Genomic DNA, 24,199 nt, shown 5'->3' on the forward strand with positions numbered 1-24,199 from the left:
GAAGAAGGATTAGTCCTCAATCGCCCTTATTGAGGACAAATCTCTAGCTGATGAAGGAGGATTAGTCCTCAATCCCCCTTATTGAGGACAAATCTCTAGCTGTTGAAGGAGGATTAGTCCTCAATCCCCCTTATTGAAGACAAATCTCTAGCTGTTGAAGAAGGATTAGTCCTCAATCGCCCTTATTGAGGACAAATCTCTAGCTGTTGAAGGAGGATTAGTCCTCAATCGCCCTTATTGAGGACAAATCTCTAGCTGTTGAAGGAGGATTAGTCCTCAATCCCCCTTATTGAGGACAAATCTTTAGCTGTTGAAGAAGGATTAGTCCTCAATCCCCCTTATAATACTTAATTCCTACCCGGAAAAACCAAAAATTTACACATCCACTCAATAAAAATAATGAATATTTTCATTTTTTGTAATACAATAAATTCTTGCGAGGAGGAATAGTATGAACTTATTAAAAACTACAGTTGAGCATTTTAGACCATATTGGAGAAAGCTTTTGCTTGCTTTGTTCTTTTCTTTAGTTGGTGGAGCATTTACGATTTTGCCTCCTATTCTAGCAGGAAAACTGGTGGATGAGGTGATAGCACATAAAGAAATGACCTTTTTACTTTTGGTTGTGGGCGGGGTTCTAGCTGCTTATTTAGGGAAGTCGCTATTTGAGACATTGCAGGAGTATGTACAAGTAAAAATCGGCTTAGATGTGATTACCGATATGCAGATTCGAGCATTCAAAAAGCTGCACCGTACACCCATGTCTTTTTTTACTACCACACCAAGAGGTGATATGTTATATCGTCTGACTCATGATGTGGAGTCCATTCAAAACTTAAATAATACGGTAGTGCCCCGTATTTTGCAGCAGGTTATTGGCGCGATTGCCGCATTTTCTGCCGTTTTTGTTATGTACTGGCCAGCAGCGATTGTCATGTTTGCTGTTTTTGCTATTTATATTTTTCCTTCGTTTAAATTAGGGAAGGTAATGAGAAAAATGAGTGCGACTCAAAGAGATATGAGTGCGGATATGTATCAACATTTACAGGAAAGCATTGAAAGTATTCGATTAGTCAGGACCTTTCAGACACAAAAAACAGAGATAGAAACACAACAAAAGAAATTGGCTGACTGGAAAAACTTTTCTATTCGTGCAGCGTTAATTGGAAAAGTTAACTGGCGCTTAGGAAATTTGTTTAATATTGCAACTCCAGGTGTTGTGATGTTAATTGGCGGTTTTTCAATTTGGGAAGGGAATATAACCATCGGAACCCTCGTTGCTTGTCTTAGTTTTATTCCAATTATGTTTTTACCTGTTCGCTCACTAGCTGAAAATGCTTTAACCATCCAACAAGCAATTCCAGCTTTGCAGAGAATATATGAATATTTCGATTTACCGGAAGAGCATGAAGAGAGTCTTCCATCGTTCGGGAAGGTAGAAGGAAGGATAAATCTAGATAATATCTGGTTTACTTATCCTAATAGTGACAAAAAGATCCTAAAAGGCGTTTCGCTCTCTATGGAACAAGGGAGCCACATTGGGATTGTTGGTACAAGTGGCGGCGGAAAGAGTACACTCATTCAAATTCTACTCGGATTATATGAACCTGATAAAGGTTCCGTCATTATAGACGGGAAGAACCTTTTTACTTACAGCCGGAACAGCTTTAGACAGCAGGTAGGAGTTGTTTCTCAGGAAACCTTTCTACTAAACAGCACCCTGCGCAACAATCTTCTATATGGAAAGAAGGATGCAACTCAAGAAGAGTTGGATAAAGCTGTAGAAGCTGCTGGGCTGAAGGAATTAATAGAATCCTTGGAAGATAAGTATGAAACCGTGGTCGGTGAACGCGGTTTAAAGCTATCTGGAGGCCAAAGGCAAAGAGTGGCGCTTGCTAGAGCCATACTGCGCCAACCGCCAGTTTTGATCTTCGATGAAGCGACCTCCTCTTTGGACGGAGAAACAGAGGAAAAAGTTCAGGAATCACTTGAGGAATTAATCCCAGGAAGAACAACGATTACCATTGCACATCGGCTTGTTACGGTTAGGAACGCGGATAAAATTCTCCTCTTAGACCAAGGAATGGTTGCGGAAGAAGGAACACATGAAGAGCTGCTTGCATTAAGAGGGCAGTATTACGAATTATACAAAGCACAATATAGTGAGTTAGAAAAGGAGATGATTGGATGAACGTAAGTACTGTCTCCGAACAAAAAAAGAATCGTGATGGACGAAGGGTCCTTGCTTTTTTAAAGCCCTATAAAAAATGGGTTATTGCCGACTCCATTGTTATTGCAATCAGTCAGGTTTTTTCTGCATTAATACCTACCTTAGCACTTAGCTGGTTAATTGATACTATTATTCCAAATGAAAACCACTCCTGGCTGTGGGGGTTAATGTGGTTATTAATCTTTTCTGCCGTATTTGATTTGGTCATGATGGTCATTGATGAGTATTTTTGCCATCAAACAGCCAAGACGGTAACCAATTGGCAAAAACTTCGTTTGTTTAGTCATTTGCAGATACTGCCATATTCCTTCTATCATAACAATTCATCTGGGGAATTACTTGCTAGAGTTTCAGATGACCCAGATACTCTCCATAATTTTCTTGCGTGGGAAGGTTCAACCTTCATGGCGAGTGTCCAGGGAGTTATTATATATAGTCTGGTGCTGCTATGGATCCATCCTTATTTAATGATAACCAGTGTTATATTGGGAATTATCTTTTACTGGGCTTCCAATTACGTGGGAGCAAGAACCCGAGCGGCTTCCGCTGATGCGCGGCGTGAAGCCTCACGATATCTTGAAAGACTTAGAGAATCGGTTACAGGAATTCACTTATCGCGGGTTATGGGAGTGTCAGAAAATGAGGTTGAGAGTGTTATAGCCATCAGGAATACCTTTGTAGAGCATTTGATTAAAGAACTAAAGGCTAGAATGCAATCTGTAGTGGTCATTGCCAGCTATAATGGATTTGCTCTAGGGATTGTCTACTTAATTAGTACATTATTAATTTGGGACGATGGTTTGACTAGCGGACAGATGATGACTGCAGGGGGATTAGTTACGATTGCGGCCAATGAAATGCAGCGATTGCTGCGTAATTGGCTTTCTGTGAGAAGAACAGGTCCGGCGCTAGATCGTTCAGATATACTACTAACCCATCAGCCGGCGGAGGCTGAAATAAAGGAAGGCATGCGAGGTAATCGGGCAAGCGGCAGTATTAGACTTAAAGAAGTAACGTTTGCCTACCCGGAAAAAGAAGAAAATGTATTATCAGGTGTTTCTTTTGATATTAAACCAGGTGAAAAAGTGGCCTTGGTTGGACCAAGTGGATCAGGAAAATCTACTATCGTTGACTTGTTGTTTAGATTATATGAAACAAAAAAAGGTCAGATTGAAGTGGATGGCAGGAACATTACCGAATGGGATACTGCATGGCTGCGGTCGCAAATAGCGATTGTAACCCAGGATGTTCAATTACGAAGCGGTTCATTGGCGGATAATTTAAGAATTGGAAAGCCAGATGCTGATGATGATGAATTACTTAAGGCTTTGCATGATAGCGGTCTTGAAGAACTGGTGGATAGTCTTCCGGAAGGATTGAATACAAAGGTTGGTGAGCGAGGCAGTCTTTTATCAGGAGGACAGAAGCAGCGGCTTTCGCTGGCAAGGGCAATCATTAAAGATGCGCCAATCCTCATTCTTGACGAAGCAAGTTCAGCTCTCGATCCGATTACCGAAACGAAAATCAATGAGTCTGTTTTGAAAACCGGTAAGAAACAAACCATTCTTATTATATCTCACCGACTTTCAACGGTTCTATCAGCCGATAAGATTATTGTTCTAGAAAATGGTACGATTGTCGAACAAGGCGGGCATGCGGAGTTACTTGAAAATAACAATGGTGTCTATGCAAGACTATTTGGCAGAGAAGCTGAAATTGGTGAAGAGACTATTAACAGCCCTGCAATATAAATAAACCATTATACAAATAGGCGGCACCCAAATGAATAATGATGGGTGCTGCCTTTTTTTGTCAGTAGAGTTAAATATTTTTTGTATCTTGAGAGATACTATCCTTGAAATAATTAAGGAGGTGCCACAAATGCCAAATGCAAAAGATTATGTAAATCAAAGTATGTCTTCCGTACAAAATACAGTTAATACTCTTCAGCAAGCCCTAAGCAATGCAGAAAAACCAGAAAACAAAAACAAAATTCAACAAGCGATTGATTCTCTTAACTCTGTGCAAGACCAACTTTCTGGATATCAAGATTAATAAGTACAGTGCCTGACATTATGATGTCAGGCTTTCTTTTTGACTAATATTTAGGCTTCATCCATAATTTTGATAAATCTACATACCCAAAATGCTTTATCTCAATGTTCACTAAGTTAATGGAAAATGGTATTTGCCGCTTTGAATAATAAAGTGGAATGCAAAGGGAATTTTCGATTAGATATTTTTCTATTCTTAAATGATGATTCATCCACTGTTCAAAGGGCAATTCATCATAGCCTTTAATATATTTCTGTAAATAAGGATCACTTTGAGTTATTTTTCTCAGTGGGGAGAGGTTATTTTTAATAAAATTAAAATAAGAAAAGCTTTGGTTCAATTCAAAAATCTCTCCATGAATAAATAGATCCGCTTCAACCTTTAAATGATCATGGTACAGGGCATCATGAAACGATACTTCTTCTAACTCTATACATATCCCAGCATGCTCGAGAACGGATTTTAACCAAAAGGATACATCCTTTGTATATCCTGTATACTTCAAACCTAATGGCTTTGATAGAGAGGGTTTTGCTATTTTTGGCATGTAATAAGGCCTTGAATAACCGATTAAACAACCAGATGTATTAGCTGAAATGCGTGAATCAATAGTAGAAATTTGCTCTCGATTTTGGTTAATAAGCATATGAATGTAATCTCTGACTTCTTTTCTAGCAATGTCCGATTGGCGATATGGATTCATCACCACAATACCGAACCCAGAATCACTTTCAACCTCAAACGTACCTACCTCTCTAGATTCATGTGCACCATAATAAACATTTCCAAACTCTCTCGAAACCTGTATGAATTCAACACAATCCAATAATGGACGCTCCCCAAAATAATGTTTAAAAGCATGTAATACGGTTTTCTCGTCAGAATTTTCTCCCATATAGAAACTGCCTGTTCCGATGACCTGGCCGTTGGATTCTTTATAAATACTAGCAGGCATCATGCTGAGCAAAGGTAAGATATATGTACAGCCACTTGGAAATTCAAGCTCTACGACTAGTGGTGCGGGAGAGGTAATCTTTGTAATGGGTTTCCAAAGTTCAGCATAAATCAAATCCTGCTTCATTTGCATAAAAGATTGGACGACGTCCTCTGCTTTTAGAATGGAACCATCATGAAAGCTCACATCCTTTCGCAGGTATAAAGTTAACTGATTATCCTTTACCTCCCAGCTATGAGCAAGCTCAGGAATAACCGTATTATCATCATCCAATGCGACCACACGGTTATATAGGTTTGCTATTAGGTTTGCACTATGTACATCTGCAGCCTTTAGCGGATGATACGTTAAGAAACGATAAAAGCGTGGAATAATCAGCCGGTCCTGCCCCTCTTGATTAAACCCAAACTTGGATTGAAATTTAGTCATCAATCGCTGTTTTGTTTCAGTCGACCAGTTAAACAATAACAATTTACTAACTTGTTCAATCGAATAACTCTCTAATTTGGATAGAAAGTGCTTTTCATATGAGGATTCTACATCCTTCTGCCATTGTAACTTCGATTCATTCCCTCTGCCTCTGCCCGGCTGAAAGGTTAACCAGCCTTCCTCTTGCCATTGGCCTAGTTTGCGGCGGGTCTGTTTTGCACTAAGATTTAATCGTTCAGCAAGCTCCTGTACTTTAACTTCCCCAGAAGACTTTGAATTCCATAAGGTTAATAGATAGTGGTCCATCAACTTACCCCTCTTAAAAGTAGACATTTTTTTGAAAATTGGTCATTTTTAAACTGTTACGTCTAGTTTACTATATAGAGTATGAAAGGTGTTGATAAAAATGGCATGGAAAGACTATCCCCAAAATATCAAGGTACGGCTGATAACCTCTTTTTTTAACCGGGCAATCGGAAGCTCAGTAATGCCTTTTATGGCGCTCTTCTTTGCACAGCATAAGGGGGCAGTGTGGGCAGGGATTTTCTTAGCAGTAACAGTCATAATAGGATTTTTTATTAACTTTATTGGCGGCTATATTTCAGACCGCTTCCCTCGGAAAAAAATAATTATTACAACATCAGCTGCTAGTGCGCTTATGTTTGCTCTAATGACCATAAGCTTATTACCTGAACAGAAATGGATAGTATTATTTGCGATTAGTTATGTGATTTTCACCATTACCAGCAGTCTCGGCCGTCCTGCTGTGCATGCGATTATTATTGACTCGACAACTCCCGAAAATCGAAAAAGTGTGTATGCCCTTGATTACTGGCTGGTAAATTTAGCGATGGCTATCGGAGCCGCTTTAGGCGGCCTATTATATGTGAATCATCAATTAGAGCTTTTTATCACGTTAACGATTGTTTCTATTAGTTTGCCGATTGCCTACGGTATCTGGTTAGAGGATACACGTGTGAAGCTGCTGGAGAAAAAACACGAAAATATTTTTATGGACCTCATCCAGAATTACAAAGTTGCATTTCAGGATAAGCCATTTGTCAAGGTAGTTGCAGGTTCCATGTTTATATTTGCGGCCGAATTTTCCCTTAATAGTTATATAGGGGTAAGATTAGCGGAGGAATTTAAGTCTGTATTTATAGGGAACTTTGAAGTTGCTGGTGTAAGGATGCTTAGCTTTCTAAACATCGAAAACATGCTGATGGTAGTGGCCTTGGCATTCTTCGTTTCAAAAGTAACAGATAAATTTTCACCGCGGAAGATGCTTCTATTGGGGCTGTTGTTATATAGTACAGGCTATACCATCGTTACGTCGGCGAACTTATGGTATGTCTTGATACTATTTAATGGTATTGCGACAATTGGCGAGCTGATTTATTCACCAATTGCGAATGCCCAGAAGGCAAATATGATGCCGGAGGACAAACGCGGATCCTATTCTGCCTTTTCAAATTTAGGCTTTAGCGGTGCAGATTTGATTGCTCGCGGTGCAATTGTATTGGGCGCATTCTTAGTGCCGACCATGATGTCTGTCTACCTCGGTTTAATCTTAATGGCAGGGACTTTCCTGCTCTATAGTGGACTTTTTGTGGTCAATAAAATCAAAGTCCAAAAAAATATGTCAACTTAAATTAGGAGGCTAAATTGCTAAAAGTAGAGATTAGAAGACCTAAAATCGAAGACCAAGAGGAATTGAACCAGTTTTTTAGGACGGTCCTTACCGATACATTTGCAAGAGAAGGATTAGCAGATTTAGTGGAAGATATCGAAGCAGATATTGAGAGTAAGAAAAAGTATTTGCAAATGGATTTTGAAACTAGTGGAGAGAAAAGATATTTTTTAATAGCTTTGACAAAAAACAAAATTATTGGAACCATAACTTGTGGGAATGCTAATGAACTGATTCAAGAGAGTACGAATGGAGCCCTGAGGAATACGATTGAAATTGGGACGATATACGTACTTTCTGAATATCAAAGACAGGGTGTGGGGAATCAACTTTTAGCTGAAATGTTAAAGACATTAATGGCGAGGGAAATCCAGGAATTCTGTCTAGACAGCGGCTTCAAAACTGCCCAAACCATCTGGAAAAAGAAATTCGGAGAACCCGAGTATTGGCTGAAGGATTATTGGGGGCAAGGTCAAGATCATATGATCTGGAAAATACCAACGAAAGGAGTCTATTTCTAAGATAGACTCCTTTTTATTATTTTGTTGTATTACATAATATTATAGTGTTATAATGTGGTAGTATGATAATATGGTAACGTACTAAAGCGAAATTAATTTCTATAAAAGGGGTACATACAAATGAAAAAATTAGCAACTATGATTCTTATAGTAACTGCATTACTTGTAATTTTTACTGGGTGTTCAAAACCAACAAGTAAAGACGAAGAAAAATTGGTTATTGGTATCGATGATAAATTTGCACCAATGGGATTCCGTGATGAGGATAACAATATCGTAGGTTTTGATATTGATTATGCAAAAGCAGCAGCGGAAAAAATGGGAACAGAAGTTACATTCCAGCCAATTGATTGGAAAACAAAAGAAGCGGAGCTTAGCAGCGGCAGAATTGACCTTATTTGGAACGGATACACTATTACAGATGAGCGGAAAGAAAAGGTTCTTTTCACAAAACCATATTTAAAAAATGCGCAGGTAATTGTTACTCTTGCGGATTCACAGCTTACTAAGCTAGATGATTTAGAAGGTAAAGTAGTTGGACTTCAGTCACTTTCTTCAGCATCTGACGCTCTAAACGCTTCACCGGTTAAGGAAAAAATAAAAACCGTAACGGAATTTGCTGACAATGTACAGGCTCTAACTGACTTAAAGAGCGGTCGTTTGGATGCAGTTGTTATCGATGAGATTGTCATCAATTATTACATGACAAAAGAGGCAGAAACATTTAAAGTACTAGAAGAGTCTCTTGCTCCTGAAGAATATGGGATTGGTGTTAAAAAAGGAAACGAAGAATTACTTGAAAAACTCCAGAAGTCACTTGATGAAATGAACGAAGACGGGACGGCTTCAGACATCTCGAAAAAATGGTTTGGCGAAGATAAAGTTTTAAAGTACTAAAGTAAGAATGAATATAGGGCGAAACAGGATTCCTAGTGGGAACCCTGTTTTGTTTTTGGAGGAGTTACCATGTCTTTTGAATATTTCACATCCATTCTTGTACCTATGCTAGAAGGGGCACAGATGACAGTTCTATTGTTTTTTATTGCGATTATCGTCTCAGTGCCGCTTGGTTTTCTGCTGACCCTTGCTGTAAAAAGCAGCTTTAAGCTTGTATCCTTACTTGCACAGGGATATATTTACGTAATGAGGGGCACCCCGCTATTATTGCAATTGTTATTAATTTGTTTCGGGCTGCCAATGCTTCCCGTAGTCGGAGAATATTTAGTTTTTGACCGATTCGTGGCTGCTTGTATTGGATTTGTATTAAACTATGCAGCCTACTTTGCAGAAATTTTCCGCGGCGGTCTCTTGGCTATTGATAAAGGACAGTACGAAGCATCTAAGGTTCTTGGTTTAAGTAAATGGCAGACAACCACGAGAATCATTTTACCGCAGATGGTTCGGGTCACACTTCCCGCTATCGCGAACGAATCCGTGACGCTTGTTAAAGACACAGCCCTGCTTTATGCAGTTGCGGTACCGGAACTGCTGCACTTTGCTCAAACAGCTGTAAACCGTGACTTTACGATTGTTCCGTTTTTCGTTGCCGGCATGATTTATCTTGTTATGACACTATTTTTAACATTTATTTTTAAAGGAATTGAACGAAGATATAAATTTGAATAAAAAGGATTGGTAAAAAGTGGCAATCATTGAAATATCCAACCTGAAGAAATCGTTTGGCAAGCTGGATGTATTAAAACAGATCACCTTTGATGTTAATAAAAATGATGTAATAGCCGTTATCGGCCCATCGGGGTCGGGGAAAAGTACTATGCTCCGCAGTTTAGTTCATTTAGAAGAAATAAATGGAGGAAGCATTACGATTGCTGGTGAAGCCTTTGTAAAAGATGGAGTCTACGCAAAACCGCAGGATATTAAGAAGATTACCTCTAAAATGGGGATGGTATTTCAGCATTTTAATCTATTTCCGCACCTCACGGTTAAAGAGAATTTAGAGCTGCCTCCTAAATTGGTAAAGAATGAGCCGGTTACAACTATTCAGCAAAGAAGCATGGAGCTTTTAAGGAAAATTGGTCTCACAAATCATGCTCATGTCTATCCGGCAAACCTATCAGGAGGTCAAAAACAAAGAGTGGCAATCGCGAGAGCTCTAATGATGAATCCTGAAATTCTATTATTTGATGAACCAACCTCCGCATTGGACCCTGAATTGACGGGTGAGGTTCTTGAGGTCATAAAGGCACTGGCACAAGAACAGATGACAATGATCGTGGTTACACATGAAATGGGCTTTGCAAGGGAAGTGGCGAACCGGGTTATATTCATGGATAACGGCGAGATTATTGAAACAGGGCACCCTTCAGAACTGTTTACAAATCCTCAGAATGAACGGACAAAAGCCTTCTTAAGCAGAAGCTTGAAATAAGTGGTCCATGGTGATACTTCTCTTGGCACAAGTTAAACGCAAAAAGGATACAGTCTTTTCAGGCTGTATCCTTTTTTGTGTGGAAATTAACTTCCATATTCTCCGGTATCATGGCTTATCTGCCAGTGGATTCCGAATTTATCTGTTACTTGACCATAAAGTTTAGCCCAGAAGGTTTCTTGAAGTTCCATTGTAACAGTGCCGCCTTCTTTTAATTGATCATACCAAGATTGGATATCATCCAAGTTTTTGCTTACTAATGCCAATGTCACGTTGTTTCCTTCGACAAAAGGTGATCCAGGGAAATTGTCAGAGAACATAACAGTACTTCCATCAATGTTCAGTCGTGTGTGCAAGATTAATTCTTTGGCTTCCTCTGGCATTGGGTAATCAGGATGCTGCGGCTGGTCTCCAAAAGTCATAATTTGCGGTGCTTCCGTTTTAAAGACCTTTGCATAAAATTCTACTGCTTCACGCGTGTTGCCATTAAAAACAAGATAAACATTAACTGGCATTTTCTTCACTCCTCTTAAATGGCTATGTACAAATTCCATTCTATCCGATTAATTCGATATTAGTCTGTTTTTATCCTTTTTTAAATCAAAGGTTTTAAACTGAAATAATCCAACGCCTGATTGATATCATAAAAATTATATATTTTTTTCTCAAGGCAGAACTGGATAACTAAATCTAGGGTATCACTGTCAGATAATGAATATCCGGCGGAACTTAATAGTTTATCGGTTTCTTTTTTCGTTAGTTCGAGTGCCAGCGCTAGTGCGATAACTGTATTTTTACCGGGCTTGTACTCGGGGTTCGAGCGTATTTTTGAAAAATGCCTGCGGTCCAACCCAGCACGTTTATAAATATCTGCGTCACTGGCCCCTTTTTTATCAATATAACGAAACAATGTCTTACTAAAGGCAGGCTGGCGTTTAATTTTAATAAATTCCTCTATATCAACATTTTGAATCTCCTCAGAAATCATTCTTTCCTCAGAGCTGTATAGCTTCATTTCATGAAAAATAGGTTGTAAGTGAGTATCAACATAATGCTGCAATTCTTCTGCCAGCTTTCGATCTAACATAATCAACCTCCGAAAATGTCGCTCACCAAGCGACCAAATAATGGATGGACTCACCTATTATTATAATATAAACGCGAATTGAAAGGATGATAGAGATGAACAGTAACCTGACAGAAATTATTTTCCTGCTTGACCGAAGTGGTTCGATGGGAGGGCTTGAAGGTGATACGATTGGGGGCTTTAATGCTTTTATTAAAAATCAGAGAAAATTAGAAGGGAAAACATTGGTCACAGGTGTTCTTTTTGATGATCAATACGAAGTGATTTGGAATGGTGTTGAGGCTGAAAAAGTAAAGCTGACAGGTGAAGTATATTATGTAAGGGGATGTACAGCTCTACTGGACGCGGTAGGGAAGACGATACTAGACGTTGGGTGCCGATTATCAAAGACAGACGAGGCTGATCGGCCAGGGAAGGTTATTTTTGTGATTACAACAGATGGTTTTGAAAATGCCAGCAGGGAGTTCACCTATGGAAAGGTGAAAGAGCTCATTCAACATCAGCAGGAGAAATATAACTGGGAATTCATCTTCCTGGGAGCAAACATTGATGCCAAGAAAGAAGCAGACAGTCTTGGAATTGATATCGAGAATGCATATAACTTTGAGGCTACTGAAATTGGAGTTGAATGTATGTACAAAATGGTAAGTGAAGAAGTAACAGAAAGAAGACAAACCAAATTGATTAAATAACGCGAAGATGGTCAAAAAATTGTATTCAGATGTATTTTTTGGAATAATAACGGAGTCTAGATGTATTTTAATGAAAGAAGGTAGTAATGGTGGCATATAGAGTAAAAGATACTATGATTTCGGAGAATGAGATAAAACAAAGAGTGAAAGAATTAGCAGAAGAAATCGAAAGAGATTTTAACAATGAGCCAATCATGTTAATCGTGGTGCTTAAAGGATCTTTTGTATTTGCAGCTGATTTAATTCGTGAAATGAAGGGACATATAAACGTCGATTTCATTTCGGTTTCAAGTTATAGTGACCAAACAGAAACGACAGGAAAAGTAAAACTATTAAAGGACCTTGATGAAGATATTACGAATAAAAATGTTGTTGTAGTTGAAGATATCATAGACAGCGGTTTAACTCTGCATTTCTTGAGAGACCATTTGAATATGCATAAACCGAAACAAATAAAAATTTGCACACTCTTAGACAAGCCAGAAAGAAGAAGAGTGGAATTACCAGTGGATTATGTTGGCTTTGTAATCCCAGATGAATTCATTGTCGGTTACGGAATCGACTACGCACAAAGATATAGAAATTTACCTTATATTGCGACTGTGGAAGAGTATTAGTTTTGCCCCAACTTTGAGGAGGTTTCAAACTATGACTGCCAATATTTTTAAAGGAAAGAAAGAGGAAGAAGAAAATAACCTTGAAGAAATACTAGAGCATTCGATTGAAGTTGAAGAAGATCTCATGAGGACTTATCTCATTACAGCGGAGCGGATTCACAATGATGATGAATTAAAAGAGCGCCTCGAAAATTTTGCAGAAGGAAATGCTAAAAGAACAAAACAGCTTATTGATGAGTTAAATGAAAATAAGGATAAATAACGAAGAGGCTGTGCGGATGAAAATCCACACAGCTTTTTCATATTTCATATATATATTGATACATACTAGAGGAAAAGGGGTGTAATTACATATGAAAAAAGGATTAGTCGTAATTGGAATTATTATAGCAGCAATTGTTTTAATGGGTATGATGTTGATGTCAAGCTATAACAACTTTGTTACCCTAGAGGAAAATGTGGACCAATCGTATGCTCAAATTGAAAATCAACTTCAAAGAAGATTGGATTTAATACCAAACTTAGTGAATACGGTTAAAGGCTATGCTTCTCATGAAAAAGAGGTCATTGCTTCGATATCAGATGCACGAGCGAGATTAGCAGGTGCTAAAACAGTAGAGGAGGAAGCAACAGCTAACGCTGAATTAAGTGGTGCATTAAGCCGGCTGCTAGTTGTCGTTGAGAATTACCCTAATTTAAAAGCCGACCAGCAATTTACCCAATTAATGGACGAGTTGTCTGGAACTGAAAATCGAATTTCTGTTGCAAGGAAAGATTACAATGATCAGGTGGCAGTCTATAACAAAAGAATTAAGCAATTTCCCGGCGCCATCATTGCGGGTATAACAGGTTTCGATGAAAAAGACTATTTCACTGCCGATCCAAAAGCAGCAGAAGCCCCAGAGGTTGACTTTGGAGGAAATGGAGAATGAAACCGAAAACGATCTTCAGCCTTCTTTTTTTACTTTTCTTCTTACTTCAAAGCGGAGCCTCTGCTGAAAATATCAAATTGCCGGCTCCCATCGGCGACATCTATGTACAAGATTTTGCGAAGGTACTAACAGATGCTGAAACAGCAGAAATAAGAAGTTTAGGGAGAACGATAGAAGATCAAACAACTGCACAAATTTCTGTCTTAACGGTAGATTCCATTGGTGAGTACACAATGGAGGAATTTGCGAATGAAGCCTTTAGGAAATATGGGATAGGAGATGAAACCCAAAACAATGGGGTACTTCTAGTCATAGCCGTAACCGATCGTTTAATTAGAATTGAAGTAGGCTATGGGCTGGAAGGAAGGATACCTGACGGAAAAGCAGGAAGAATTCTAGACCAAAATGCTATTCCGTACTTACAAAATGGTCAGGACAACAAAGCGATACTTGAAACGTATAAGGTACTTGCGAATGAAGTATTAGCAGAATATGGGGAAGAAGGAGGGGTGACTCCTCCAAAGCAAGTGCAGCATTCTGCTGCTAATGAGGGTGGTGGAATTCCCGCTTGGCTGCTGATCATTATCGTCGTTGTTGTTGTGTTCCTGGATTTTAAGTTTTTTGGAGGGACACTCACCTATCTTCTTCTATCTATTATATCAATGGGAAGAGGCGGCGGCGGCGGCGGCCCTAGAGGCGGCGGAGGAGGTTCTTCGGGCGGCGGCGGTGCTGGCCGAGGCTGGTAAGTGTGTTATTTCCAAGTGATATAAATCATGCTAGAGCCTTTTGATATATGATTTAATGAGAAGTATGTTTTAATGAGATAGAAGTTATAAATTAGGAGGTATTAGTAGATGAGTAAAGAGGAAGTACCTTTTCAGAAGGTAGACAAAGCTCCTTTAACAAATGAACGAAATACCTCTTCCTTAATCTCTGATTTAAAATCACTTTTTAAAGCGGGGGTTTTGATCGCAAATGTATTGCCTGTTTTTACTGGGTTCTGGTTAGCTTTACATTTTACTAATCATTCTTTTAGCGATTACTGGGAAGTATTTCTACTAACGATTGTTGGCAGTACAATGGTTATGGCCGGAGCTCTCGTTCTTAATAATTGGTATGATGTAGATATAGATACGGTAATGGATAGAACGAAAAATCGACCAACGGTAACAGGAAATATCCCATTAAAAGTTGTATTAACAATGGGAATTGTATTGTCCATCTTGGGTTTAATCCTGTTACTCTTTACTTCAATTGAAGCAGCCATTTATGCATTTGTGGGCTGGTTCACCTATGTGATACTGTATACAATGTGGTCAAAGCGAAGATATACCCTTAATACAGTAATTGGGAGTGTGTCAGGAGCCGTTACTCCGTTAATCGGCTGGGCAGCCATCGAATCTAGCAATCATATAGTTCCAATTATATTGTTTCTAATCTTATTTATTTTTCAAATGCCGCATACCTTTGCGATCGCCATGAAGAAATGTAAAGAATATAAAGCCGCGGGTGTTGCAATGCTTCCCGTTGTACATGGGTTTGAAATGACAAAACGGCAGATTGTCGTATATGTCGCGTGTCTACTACCCTTACCTTTTTACTTAACGCCTCTTGGTACATCATTTATAGTTATTGCAACGATACTTAACGCAGGTTGGTTACTTGTAAGCATCGGCGGATTTTTTACAAAAAATGACTTAAAATGGGCACATGTCATTTTCCTGTATTCGGTGAATTATGTAACGATATTGTTTCTTACAATGATAATTGTTACACTGCCTCTATTCTAAATAATTGTTAATAATCTTAAAAAAAGGCTGTCCCTGCTGACTTTAGCGGGGATAGTCTTTTTTGTTGTTCATAAATTTGTCACTTTTAAATCATCAAAATGCCACAATGTGATTCAGTTCACTTCAGTGAGAACACTTCGCAATTATTATATAGCTAAGGACAACAAAAGGGGGTTGAGTTTTCAATGGCAGCTACAAAAGTTACTCATAAAGGTAAAAAACAGGAGCACGAAGCACCGCTAAAAGGAACATGGATTTCCGTAACAGTGGTTGGAGTTGTGATTGTTGCTACGTATATAGTTCTATACGGTCTTTATATGGCCAGATTATAAGGGGGGGAAGAGAAATGAAAATGCATCTTGATGAAAAAATATGGCTTACAATAAGTTTTGGTATCATCATGGGATTCATGTTAATCACAGGTTACCAAGCTTTTGCACTAGAAATGGGACCGCCAAGTAATATGGAAACCATTGATCCTCAGAAGGTTGATGAAACCGCACCATTTGATAACCCAGGTGTTAAAGAAGTTGGCGAAAATGAATATGAAGTGGTCATGACGTTACAAGCATTTGGCTTCACACCAAATAACATTGAAATACCAGCAGGGGCGAAAGTAACGTTTATTATGACATCAAAGGATGTTGTTCACGGATTTGAAGTGGCTGGAACAAATATAAATGCAATGGTTATGCCGGGGCATATTCAAAAAATCACACAAACATTCGATAAGCCAGGCAGTTATTTAGTTATCTGTAATGAATATTGTGGTGCTGGTCACCAAGTAATGAGTACAACGATTACGGTGAAATAAGGGGGGATAGCAGATGAAAATGGAAGCAGATTTAAAAATAGGTTTTAAAGATAAAGCAAATAAAATGCTGGGATATCACCCAGAAGATGCAAAACTATCGAAATCATATATAGCTGTAGCATTTATCGCATTATTAGTTGGCGGATTTTTAGGATTATTACAAGGTTTAAACAGAGCAGGATTGTTAGAGCTGCCAAGTTGGTTTAATTATTATCAAGTATTGACTGCACACGGATTATTACTAATCCTCGTGTTAACAGCATTCTTTACGATTGGATACTTTTATGCAGCACTTTCTCATAATTTAGGGGGGCTTCTTCCCAAAGTAAGAAAGCTGGCATGGATTGGTTTCTTCATTAAGCTTGCAGGATTTGTATTAGCTGTCATTCCAATCTTAATGAATGAAGCATCGGTAATGTACACCTTCTATCCACCGATGGCTGCACACCCAGTATTTTATATCGGTTTAGCATTAATCGTAGTGGGTGTTTGGTCGTGCTGTATTGGAGCATTTATCCAAGTAGCGAATTGGAGAAAAAATCATAAAGGACAGCATGTTCCAATCCTATCTTACTTTGCAACTGGTGTATTCGTTCTATTATTTTTCGCTCTAATGTTCGTAGCAGTTGAAGTACTATTTATGATTATTCCATGGGTATTTGGCTGGGTCGACACGATCAATGTTATGGTCGCTCGAACACTGTTCTGGGCTTTTGGGCACACTTTGGTTAATATCTGGTATCTAACAGCTGTTTCTGCATGGTATGTAGTGGTACCAAAAGTTATTGGCGGAAAGCGCTGGAGTGATTTACTAACACGTGTGGTTATTATCGCTCTAGTTATAATGAACATCACTGGTGGATTCCATCACCAAATCATTGACCCAGGTATTAATGAAGTAGTTAAATTCATGCACGTATTTATGAGTTTGGCAATTGGATTCCCATCATTAATGACAGCATTCGCACTATTTGCAGTATTTGAGCGTACAGCGAGAAGAAAAGGCGGTAAAGGCTTAATCGGCTGGTGGAAGAAAATGCCTTGGGGCGATGTTCGCTTCCTAGCTCCATTTATTGCAATGGTTGCCTTCATTCCTGCTGGAGCTGGCGGTATTGCCCAAAGCACAAACCAATTAGACCAGGTTGTTCATAATACCATGTGGATTGTTGGACATTTCCACTTAACATTAGGTATGTCAGTTGTTATGACATTCTTTGGAATCAGTTATTGGTTAGTTCCTTTTATCTCAAACCGCGTTTTAACACCGCAAATCAATCGATTAGGTGTTATCCAAACATGGATTTGGACTGCAGGTATGATTTGTATGTCTGGTGCTATGCACTATGTAGGTTTGCTTGGTTCACCAAGAAGAACTTCTTACACAACTTATGGGGATCATGCAACAGCATTAGGCTGGGACCCTTACTTGATGTTATTAGCAGTTGGAGGTACCTTACTAATTGTCGGGGTTATTCTTCAAGTATACGCAGTATTCAATATGATGTTCTTTGCACCAAAAGGTGATACAGAATTCCCAATTGCGGAAGAAGAAGATAACGCAACTAAAACTCCTTATATCACAGAACGCTGGGGTCTATGGATCGTTATTATGCTAATCGTAGTAGCAATGGCATATGTCATTCCGTTAACAGAGTTTATCGTAAATGCACCTCCAGGATCACCACCGTTTAAGACATGGTAATTTGAAAGATGAAGAGAGATGGCTCCAAGCTTGGGCTATCTCTTTCTTCTTAAAAAAGAAAACAGAGTTGGAAGTGATCTCTATGATCAATAATAGGTATACGAAAATATCATTTTTTCTTGTTTTACTATTTGGAATTGGCTTGTTTTATTTGGGAACCGATGGATTCACTGCATTTACCGCTGAAACTGCGAGAGTGCAGCAGCTGAAAGCTGATAAACCTAAATTCCCTGATGTTACCCTTGAGGACAGCATGGGACGAAAATATTCAATCGCTGAATTTGAAGATAAATATGTATTTATTACATTTCTCTATACATCATGTACCACTGTTTGTCCTGAATTAGAATATAATATGAAGCAAGTTTACGATAAACTGCCGAGCACCGTTAAAGGAGAGGAAATTGTTTTTTTAAGCATAAGCTTTGACCCTGAAAGAGATACCCCAGCAGTTTTAAACAAGTACAAAGACTTTTTTAAAAGTGATGGAGAAACCTGGCGGATGGCAAGAATTCCAAACCAAACTGAGTTAGATTCTTTATTAAAAGCATTTGGTGTCATTGTAATTCCAGATGATAACGGAACTTTTGCTCATAATTCTGCTTTTTATTTAGTGGATAAAAAAGGCAGTCTGATGGATGTAATGGATTACAAAAAAATCGACGAAGCTGCTCAAAAGGTTGTTAACATCCTAGAAAACAGTGAGGAGAAATAAACTATGAATCAGTCATTTTATGGTTTACTTTTATATATTTTCTTAGTGACCCCTCCTGTTGCAAATTTTATGGAATCTTTAATGGTTATTCATATGCATATGCAAATGCCGATGCTGGTCATTGCCGGAATGTTAATGGCACGTTTTTTCCAAAAACGATTTCCTCGCTTTTTTGAAAAGTGGAATAGCAATGGGGTTCCGGGAATTACTTTATTTGTCATCCTCATGGTATACTGGATGTTACCGCGGACAATGGACGAAGCTTTAACTTCTACACTTGTAGAAGGATTTAAATTTATTAGTTTACCTTTCTTGGCGGGGATTTCATTACGAGACAGTTGGAAAAAACTCAATCCTTTTGGGAAAAACTCCATTATTATTAGTTTTACGGTCCTGTTTATAGGTTTAGGATGGATATATATCTGGTCACCTGTACAATTATGTAATAACTATCTAGTAATTGAGCAAGTTACACTTGGCTGGGCATTTTTACTGACTGCAATTGGAATGATCGTTTATTTAGGCTATAACTTTTTTATTGACCCTTCCGCATATGAATGAGGGGCAGGCAGGAGAAATTGCATGAAAGAAACGAACTATGATGAATTGCTGAATATCGAAACAGAGGGTAATCAAAGGGGATATAACAAGTCCTTCCATTATCACCGATATGAGCCAACGCCCTATGAAGCACTTGAAAAATTATTCGCTGAATATGAATTAACCAGCAGCGACCATATAGTGGATTTTGGCTGTGGAAAAGGAAGACTCAACTTCTTTATTCATTACCTGTTTCATGCCAATGTTACAGGGGTTGAGATGAACGAAAAGCTATATGAAGAAGCACTGGAGAACAAAGCAAATTATTTACTAAAAGCGAGAGAAAATAAAGGGGAGATTCAATTTCAGTGCACTTTGGCAGAAAAATATGAAATAAATCCTCTTGATAATCGTTTTTATTTTTTCAACCCTTTTACGATCCCGATTTTTTGGAAAATCATTAATCATATCTTAGTATCAGTGGAGAAATTCAAACGGGAAGTAGACGTGATTTTATATTATCCATCTGAGGATTATATCTTTTATCTAGAAAACCACACCTCGTTTGAATTAATAAAAGAAATTCATCTTCCAGGTATATATGAGAAGAATGCCAATGAGCGATTTTTAATTTATCGTTTGGCCTATTAAATAGCCCTCGCAGTCTAATTTAGACCACGAAGGGCTATTTTGCTATCGTATGTTATTTATTCATTAATTTCGTTACAGCATTTTCGATGTTCTTATCTTTGTGTTTTGTAATCCAATTATCTGGTATCGTCTTATACTGGCATTGGGTGCTTTTTAGATAGTTATAAATAATTTGAGCTTCATCAATCTCATCCCTCTTTACAGAACTGTCAGAAGGAAAAGAAGCAGCGTTAAAGGTGGTGGTGATAAGGCTGCTTAGTTGAGAAACCTCGGCACTATCAATGGAAATTACTTTACTTAAAAGAATTTCATTGCGTTTTATTAGAAAGAGCTTAATGAAATCCTCATTTATATTTTCTATGACCACAATATTTTTATTTTTCTCAGTAAACTCGATGACCTTTTCTTTTCGAAGAAGAAACTGAATGGCATCAAACCTATCTCTATACCTGGCAGCAGCTTCAAAGTCGAAATCGGCAGCCGCCTCAGCCATTTTCTTGTTCAAATTATCAAGGAATATCTTATTCTCACCATTTAGTAAACCAATGATGTCTTCAATTATGGCTTGATATTTCTGTAAAGCAGGTCCACCTCCGCACATCCCTATGCATAACCCAATAGAATGATTGAAGCACAGTGAATTCTGCTGCTTTGGATTGCTGCAAAGAATATTAAAGGCTTCCTTGATGCCGATAATCGCCTGTTCTACTCTAGCTTTGCTGGGAAAGGGACCAAAATAAAGTCTGCCATCCTGATTCTCCCGATGGTTTGTGATCGCAATGTCACGATAAGGTCTATCCTTATCAATCGCAATGTAGGAATAGGATTGGGGACTTTTCATCATTTTATTAAATAGAGGTTTTATCTCGCGAATTAATTTACATTCGAGCATAAACGCTTCAAATTCTGTATCAGTCAGCAGAATATCAAAATCTGAAATATTGCTGACAAGCTTAATAATCTTTTGCGAATGTGTTTTAGATTTTTGGAAATAGGATTGAACACGCCTTTTAAGATTTTTTGCCTTGCCGACGTAAATAATAGAGCCGCGGGAATCCTTCATTAAATAGACCCCAGGAGTCGAGGGAAGGTTTTCTACCTTTTCTTTTATCAAAATAGCCACGCCTCCCTAAACCTGATTTTTCTTTATTTTATCATAAAAAAATACACAAATTGAGAATAACAATCTGGTAAAACCCTTGTTTAAAATAGTGAAATTTTTAAAAAATCAGGGTTAATAATGACGATGAAAGCAGAAAATAACATTGCCCAAAAAAGGGAGGAGAGGCTCAGGAGTTGAGCTTCTCCTTTCTTCGCGTAATGGAGGGATATGACATTTATCATGTTTGGCACATGACAGCTATATCTACAAAATGGTGTTGTGTTAAAGCTATAATTTTGATAAAAAATGAAAGAAGGGAATAGAGTTATGATGGAACAAAACCAAAAGAATTTAAGAAAGCAAGTTGCTCCTTATGAAAAATCCAATCTGCGGGCAAGCATTTGGCAGATGATCAATACCCTTGTACCTTTCTTTTTACTATGGATTCTTGCTTATCAAAGTCTTGCCATTTCTTACATACTAACATTGTGTCTCTGCGTTCTCGCTGCGGGTTTCTTGGTTCGGACTTTCATTATCTTCCATGACTGCTGTCACCACTCTTTTTTTAAGAATAGGAAAGCAAATACAATTCTTGGAACGATAACAGGGATATTGACTGTTTTCCCATATCACCAATGGCAGCATGATCATTCGGTGCACCATGCAACGAGCAGTAATTTAGATAAACGGGGAACTGGAGATATCTGGTTATTGACAGTGGAGGAATACTTAGCAGCATCGAACTGGGAAAAACTAAAGTATCGTTTATATCGGAATCCACTTGTCATGTTTGGATTAGGTCCTATTTATGTATTTCTGCTTAAAAACCGCTTTAATCGAAAAGGTGCTAGGTTTAATGAACGTATGAACACCTATATAACCAACTTTGGGATTGCAGCTTTAATAGTGTTGCTTGGTGTGACACTTGGGTGGGAGAAATTCCTATTAGTGCAAGCTCCTATCTTTTTAATATCAGGTTCGCTGGGAATCTGGCTGTTTTATGTACAGCATACCTTTGAGGATTCGTACTTTGAAGAAGATCAGCATTGGGAATATGTGAAAGCAGCGGTTGAAGGAAGCTCTTTCTATAAGCTTCCGAAGATTTTACAATGGTTAACGGGAAATATTGGCTACCACCATGTTCACCATTTAAGTCCAAGGGTTCCAAATTATAAGCTGGAGGAAGCACATAATAATACACTGCCATTGCAAAACGTTCCAACCATTTCATTAGCAACAAGCCTAAGCTCTCTCAAATTCCGCTTATGGGATGAGCAGGGGAAAAAGTTTGTTGGCTTTAAAGAGATTAAGGTCCTAGTGAAAAAAAAGAAAGAGTTCCTAAGACCGGAGAAAGCCTAGAAACGACAAGCCCTTAAAAAAAGGGGCTTGTCGTTATTTTGTTCTACTATGAGGTATCAGTCGAATAAATAGTAGTAAATGAAGATAGTGGGTAATTGTGATAATATTAAGGTGACAAACTATTATAAGCTGAAAAAGAGGTTCTTTTATGATAAAGAAGTATATGACTTTCCAGAAAAATAGCGGTATCTCACCTTATATTTGGACCATTCTTTGCATATTGCCATTTTATTTTATTTTCCAAACATCCTCGCTTATTAAAATCATCGTTGGAATTATTCTTACGATTCTCTTTTTTATCTTCTATCGAATTGCATTTGCCTCGAAAGGGTGGCCGGTATATCTCTGGACTTTTATCTTAATAGGGATATCAATTACATCGACCAGCCTCTATAGCTATGTGTATTTTGCATTTTTTCTCTCCTATTTTATTGGAAATATTAAGGAAAGAGTAACGTTTTTAACCTTATATTTTATTCATTTAATTAGTACGTCCGCCTCTATTAATTTCAGTATTGTACAACAGGATGAACTTTTTCTGAAGCAGTTGCCTTTTGTCATCATCATTTGGATAAGTGTCATTTTGCTGCCGTTTAATATTCATAACAAGAAGGAAATGGGGCAGCTTGAAGAGAAACTTGAGGATGCTAACAAACGGATTTCAGAGCTGGTAAAGCTGGAGGAGCGTCAGCGGATTGCCCGTGACCTGCATGATACGTTAGGTCAAAAGCTATCACTCATCGGCTTGAAAAGTGATTTAGCAAGGAGATTAATTACGAAGGATCCAGATCAGGCCCGTAATGAGTTAAAGGACGTGCAGCAAACGGCAAGAACAGCGTTAAGTGAAGTCAGGAAAATGGTCTCCTCCATGAGAGGAATTCGGTTAAAAGATGAGATTGTCAGGGTGAAACAAATATTGAAGGCTGCAGAAATAAACTTTGAGGGAAACCAGGATATTGCCATAAAAAATGTTCCCTTATTGACTGAGAATATCCTCAGCATGTGTTTAAAAGAGGCAGTCAACAATGTAGTCAAACATAGTGGAGCCACCTCTTGCTCTATTTCCATTGTTCAATCGTGGAAGGAAATGGTCATGACTATCCATGATAATGGTGTTTTTAAAAGCGAAGAGGATAATGAAACGAGGGGCAGCGGTCTATTAGGAATGAAGGAACGCCTTGAGTTTATTAATGGCAGCTTGGAGCTTTTAACAGAAGAAGGCACAACTTTGGTAATTAGAGTGCCCAATGACGTAAAGCCGTCGGAAAAGGAGGAGGCGTAGTAAAATGATTAGAATTGTAATCGCAGAAGATCAGCAAATGCTGCTGGGCGCCTTCGGTTCTCTTCTTAATTTAGAAGAAGATATGGAAGTGGTTGGCAAGGCATCAAACGGGGAAGAAGCAGTAGCTCTAGTAAGGAAGCATCAACCAGATATTTGCATAATGGACATTGAGATGCCAGGAAAAACCGGACTCGAAGCGGCAGAAGAGATAAAGGGAATGGACTGCAAAGTGATCATCTTAACAACCTTTGCGCGGACTGGTTATTTCCAGCGTGCTATTAAAGCAGGAGTAAGAGGATATCTGTTAAAGGATAGTCCGAGCGAAGAGCTTGCAAGCTCCATCCGTCGAGTCATGGAAGGAAAACGGATTTACGCTCCTGAGCTTATGGATGATGTATACTCCGAAGAAAATCCACTGACAGACCGTGAAAAAGAAGTACTCGAACTCGTCGCAGATGGAAAAAACACACAGGAAATTGCAGAACAACTCAGCATCAAAACAGGAACCGTCCGCAACTACATCTCAACCATCCTAGACAAACTAGACGTCAAAAACCGAATCGAAGCCATCAAACAATCCAAAGAAAAAGGCTGGTTCAAATAAAAACGGTGCCAAAAACGGTGCCTGTCACCAAGGTGTCACCTTG

Annotated in this window: 27 protein-coding genes; 23 read left to right on the forward strand and 4 right to left on the reverse strand. The window is 38.5% G+C overall.

Annotation, left to right across the window (positions count from 1 at the left end):
* Window positions 1-451: 451 nt before the first annotated feature.
* The 3 genes from H0184_RS22500 (at window position 452) to H0184_RS22510 (ending at window position 4,285) form a co-directional block, all read left to right on the forward strand.
* The gene (locus H0184_RS22500) at window positions 452-2,191 is read left to right on the forward strand and encodes an ABC transporter ATP-binding protein (protein WP_221828650.1); all 1,740 of its coding nucleotides are present in this window, start codon (window positions 452-454) and stop codon (window positions 2,189-2,191) included.
* Window positions 2,188-3,981: an ABC transporter ATP-binding protein gene (locus H0184_RS22505; RefSeq protein ID WP_221828652.1), complete on the forward strand. Its 1,794-nt coding sequence runs from the start codon at window positions 2,188-2,190 to the stop codon at window positions 3,979-3,981. The genes H0184_RS22500 and H0184_RS22505 overlap by 4 nt, the downstream gene beginning before the upstream one ends.
* A gap of 130 nt (window positions 3,982-4,111) precedes the next feature.
* Complete coding sequence (locus H0184_RS22510; RefSeq protein WP_221828654.1) at window positions 4,112-4,285, forward strand: hypothetical protein; 174 nt, start codon at window positions 4,112-4,114, stop codon at window positions 4,283-4,285.
* Between the two features lie 43 nt (window positions 4,286-4,328).
* Here H0184_RS22510 and H0184_RS22515 read toward each other — a convergent pair whose 3' ends face one another.
* Entirely contained in the window at window positions 4,329-5,975 is a 1,647-nt protein-coding gene (locus H0184_RS22515; protein WP_221828656.1) for an ABC transporter substrate-binding protein, read from the reverse strand.
* 100 nt (window positions 5,976-6,075) lie between these two features.
* Between H0184_RS22515 and H0184_RS22520 the strand changes: the two genes are divergently transcribed.
* The 5 genes from H0184_RS22520 to H0184_RS22540 all read left to right on the forward strand — a co-directional run bounded on the left by H0184_RS22520 (window position 6,076) and on the right by H0184_RS22540 (window position 10,269).
* Window positions 6,076-7,320 carry an MDR family MFS transporter gene (locus H0184_RS22520; RefSeq protein ID WP_221828658.1) on the forward strand — a complete coding sequence of 415 codons (1,245 nt, stop codon included), beginning with the start codon at window positions 6,076-6,078 and terminating at the stop codon, window positions 7,318-7,320.
* A gap of 14 nt (window positions 7,321-7,334) precedes the next feature.
* Entirely contained in the window at window positions 7,335-7,880 is a 546-nt protein-coding gene (locus H0184_RS22525) for a GNAT family N-acetyltransferase (protein WP_221828660.1), read from the forward strand.
* Window positions 7,881-8,000: 120 nt separating this feature from the next.
* Window positions 8,001-8,777, forward strand: a complete 777-nt coding sequence (locus H0184_RS22530; RefSeq protein ID WP_221828662.1) for an amino acid ABC transporter substrate-binding protein — start codon at window positions 8,001-8,003, stop codon at window positions 8,775-8,777.
* A 69-nt stretch (window positions 8,778-8,846) separates the two neighbouring features.
* Complete coding sequence (locus tag H0184_RS22535) at window positions 8,847-9,506, forward strand: amino acid ABC transporter permease (protein WP_221828664.1); 660 nt, start codon at window positions 8,847-8,849, stop codon at window positions 9,504-9,506.
* A gap of 16 nt (window positions 9,507-9,522) precedes the next feature.
* Complete coding sequence (locus H0184_RS22540; protein ID WP_313771815.1) at window positions 9,523-10,269, forward strand: amino acid ABC transporter ATP-binding protein; 747 nt, start codon at window positions 9,523-9,525, stop codon at window positions 10,267-10,269.
* An 86-nt stretch (window positions 10,270-10,355) separates the two neighbouring features.
* Here H0184_RS22540 and H0184_RS22545 read toward each other — a convergent pair whose 3' ends face one another.
* Both H0184_RS22545 and H0184_RS22550 read right to left on the reverse strand, forming a co-directional pair.
* Entirely contained in the window at window positions 10,356-10,784 is a 429-nt protein-coding gene (locus H0184_RS22545; RefSeq protein ID WP_221828666.1) for a VOC family protein, read from the reverse strand.
* 80 nt (window positions 10,785-10,864) lie between these two features.
* On the reverse strand, window positions 10,865-11,356 hold the full coding sequence (locus tag H0184_RS22550; RefSeq protein WP_221828667.1) for a hypothetical protein: 492 nt from the start codon (window positions 11,354-11,356) through the stop codon (window positions 10,865-10,867).
* Between the two features lie 95 nt (window positions 11,357-11,451).
* On the opposite strand from H0184_RS22550, the gene H0184_RS22555 reads away from it, so the two are divergent.
* The 12 genes from H0184_RS22555 (at window position 11,452) to H0184_RS22610 (ending at window position 19,809) form a co-directional block, all read left to right on the forward strand.
* The gene (locus tag H0184_RS22555) at window positions 11,452-12,048 is read left to right on the forward strand and encodes a vWA domain-containing protein (RefSeq protein WP_221828669.1); all 597 of its coding nucleotides are present in this window, start codon (window positions 11,452-11,454) and stop codon (window positions 12,046-12,048) included.
* Window positions 12,049-12,134: 86 nt separating this feature from the next.
* Window positions 12,135-12,665: a hypoxanthine phosphoribosyltransferase gene (hpt, locus tag H0184_RS22560; protein WP_260631729.1), complete on the forward strand. Its 531-nt coding sequence runs from the start codon at window positions 12,135-12,137 to the stop codon at window positions 12,663-12,665.
* 31 nt (window positions 12,666-12,696) lie between these two features.
* Entirely contained in the window at window positions 12,697-12,927 is a 231-nt protein-coding gene (locus H0184_RS22565; RefSeq protein WP_221828671.1) for a hypothetical protein, read from the forward strand.
* Between the two features lie 91 nt (window positions 12,928-13,018).
* On the forward strand, window positions 13,019-13,597 hold the full coding sequence (locus tag H0184_RS22570) for a LemA family protein (protein ID WP_221828673.1): 579 nt from the start codon (window positions 13,019-13,021) through the stop codon (window positions 13,595-13,597).
* Window positions 13,594-14,343, forward strand: coding sequence for a TPM domain-containing protein (locus H0184_RS22575; protein ID WP_221828675.1), 750 nt, complete (start codon window positions 13,594-13,596; stop codon window positions 14,341-14,343). Before H0184_RS22570 ends, H0184_RS22575 begins: the two co-directional genes overlap by 4 nt.
* Window positions 14,344-14,451: 108 nt before the next feature.
* Entirely contained in the window at window positions 14,452-15,387 is a 936-nt protein-coding gene (gene cyoE, locus H0184_RS22580; RefSeq protein ID WP_221828677.1) for a heme o synthase, read from the forward strand.
* Window positions 15,388-15,572: 185 nt separating this feature from the next.
* The gene (locus H0184_RS22585) at window positions 15,573-15,719 is read left to right on the forward strand and encodes a cytochrome c oxidase subunit 2A (RefSeq protein ID WP_221828678.1); all 147 of its coding nucleotides are present in this window, start codon (window positions 15,573-15,575) and stop codon (window positions 15,717-15,719) included.
* A 14-nt stretch (window positions 15,720-15,733) separates the two neighbouring features.
* Window positions 15,734-16,201: a cytochrome c oxidase subunit II gene (locus H0184_RS22590; RefSeq protein WP_221828680.1), complete on the forward strand. Its 468-nt coding sequence runs from the start codon at window positions 15,734-15,736 to the stop codon at window positions 16,199-16,201.
* A gap of 19 nt (window positions 16,202-16,220) precedes the next feature.
* On the forward strand, window positions 16,221-17,903 hold the full coding sequence (locus tag H0184_RS22595) for a cbb3-type cytochrome c oxidase subunit I (protein WP_221828804.1): 1,683 nt from the start codon (window positions 16,221-16,223) through the stop codon (window positions 17,901-17,903).
* A gap of 82 nt (window positions 17,904-17,985) precedes the next feature.
* Window positions 17,986-18,618, forward strand: coding sequence for an SCO family protein (locus H0184_RS22600; protein ID WP_221828682.1), 633 nt, complete (start codon window positions 17,986-17,988; stop codon window positions 18,616-18,618).
* Between the two features lie 3 nt (window positions 18,619-18,621).
* Window positions 18,622-19,179 carry a hypothetical protein gene (locus tag H0184_RS22605; protein ID WP_221828684.1) on the forward strand — a complete coding sequence of 186 codons (558 nt, stop codon included), beginning with the start codon at window positions 18,622-18,624 and terminating at the stop codon, window positions 19,177-19,179.
* A gap of 21 nt (window positions 19,180-19,200) precedes the next feature.
* Window positions 19,201-19,809 (forward strand): methyltransferase, encoded by a 609-nt coding sequence (locus tag H0184_RS22610; RefSeq protein ID WP_221828686.1) that lies wholly within the window; start codon window positions 19,201-19,203, stop codon window positions 19,807-19,809.
* Between the two features lie 52 nt (window positions 19,810-19,861).
* Here the strand turns inward: H0184_RS22610 and H0184_RS22615 are convergent, their stop codons facing one another.
* Window positions 19,862-20,932 carry a GIY-YIG nuclease family protein gene (locus H0184_RS22615; protein ID WP_313771816.1) on the reverse strand — a complete coding sequence of 357 codons (1,071 nt, stop codon included), beginning with the start codon at window positions 20,930-20,932 and terminating at the stop codon, window positions 19,862-19,864.
* Window positions 20,933-21,238: 306 nt separating this feature from the next.
* On the opposite strand from H0184_RS22615, the gene desA reads away from it, so the two are divergent.
* From desA to H0184_RS22630, 3 genes are all read left to right on the forward strand, one after another.
* Window positions 21,239-22,270, forward strand: a complete 1,032-nt coding sequence (gene desA / locus H0184_RS22620; RefSeq protein ID WP_221828688.1) for a Delta(5) desaturase DesA — start codon at window positions 21,239-21,241, stop codon at window positions 22,268-22,270.
* A gap of 148 nt (window positions 22,271-22,418) precedes the next feature.
* Window positions 22,419-23,552, forward strand: a complete 1,134-nt coding sequence (locus H0184_RS22625; protein ID WP_221828690.1) for a sensor histidine kinase — start codon at window positions 22,419-22,421, stop codon at window positions 23,550-23,552.
* A 4-nt stretch (window positions 23,553-23,556) separates the two neighbouring features.
* Window positions 23,557-24,156: a response regulator transcription factor gene (locus H0184_RS22630; RefSeq protein WP_221828692.1), complete on the forward strand. Its 600-nt coding sequence runs from the start codon at window positions 23,557-23,559 to the stop codon at window positions 24,154-24,156.
* Window positions 24,157-24,199 lie beyond the last annotated feature (43 nt).

Source organism: Neobacillus niacini (assembly GCF_019749295.1).
GTDB classification, from domain to species: domain Bacteria; phylum Bacillota; class Bacilli; order Bacillales; family Cytobacillaceae; genus Neobacillus; species Neobacillus niacini_D.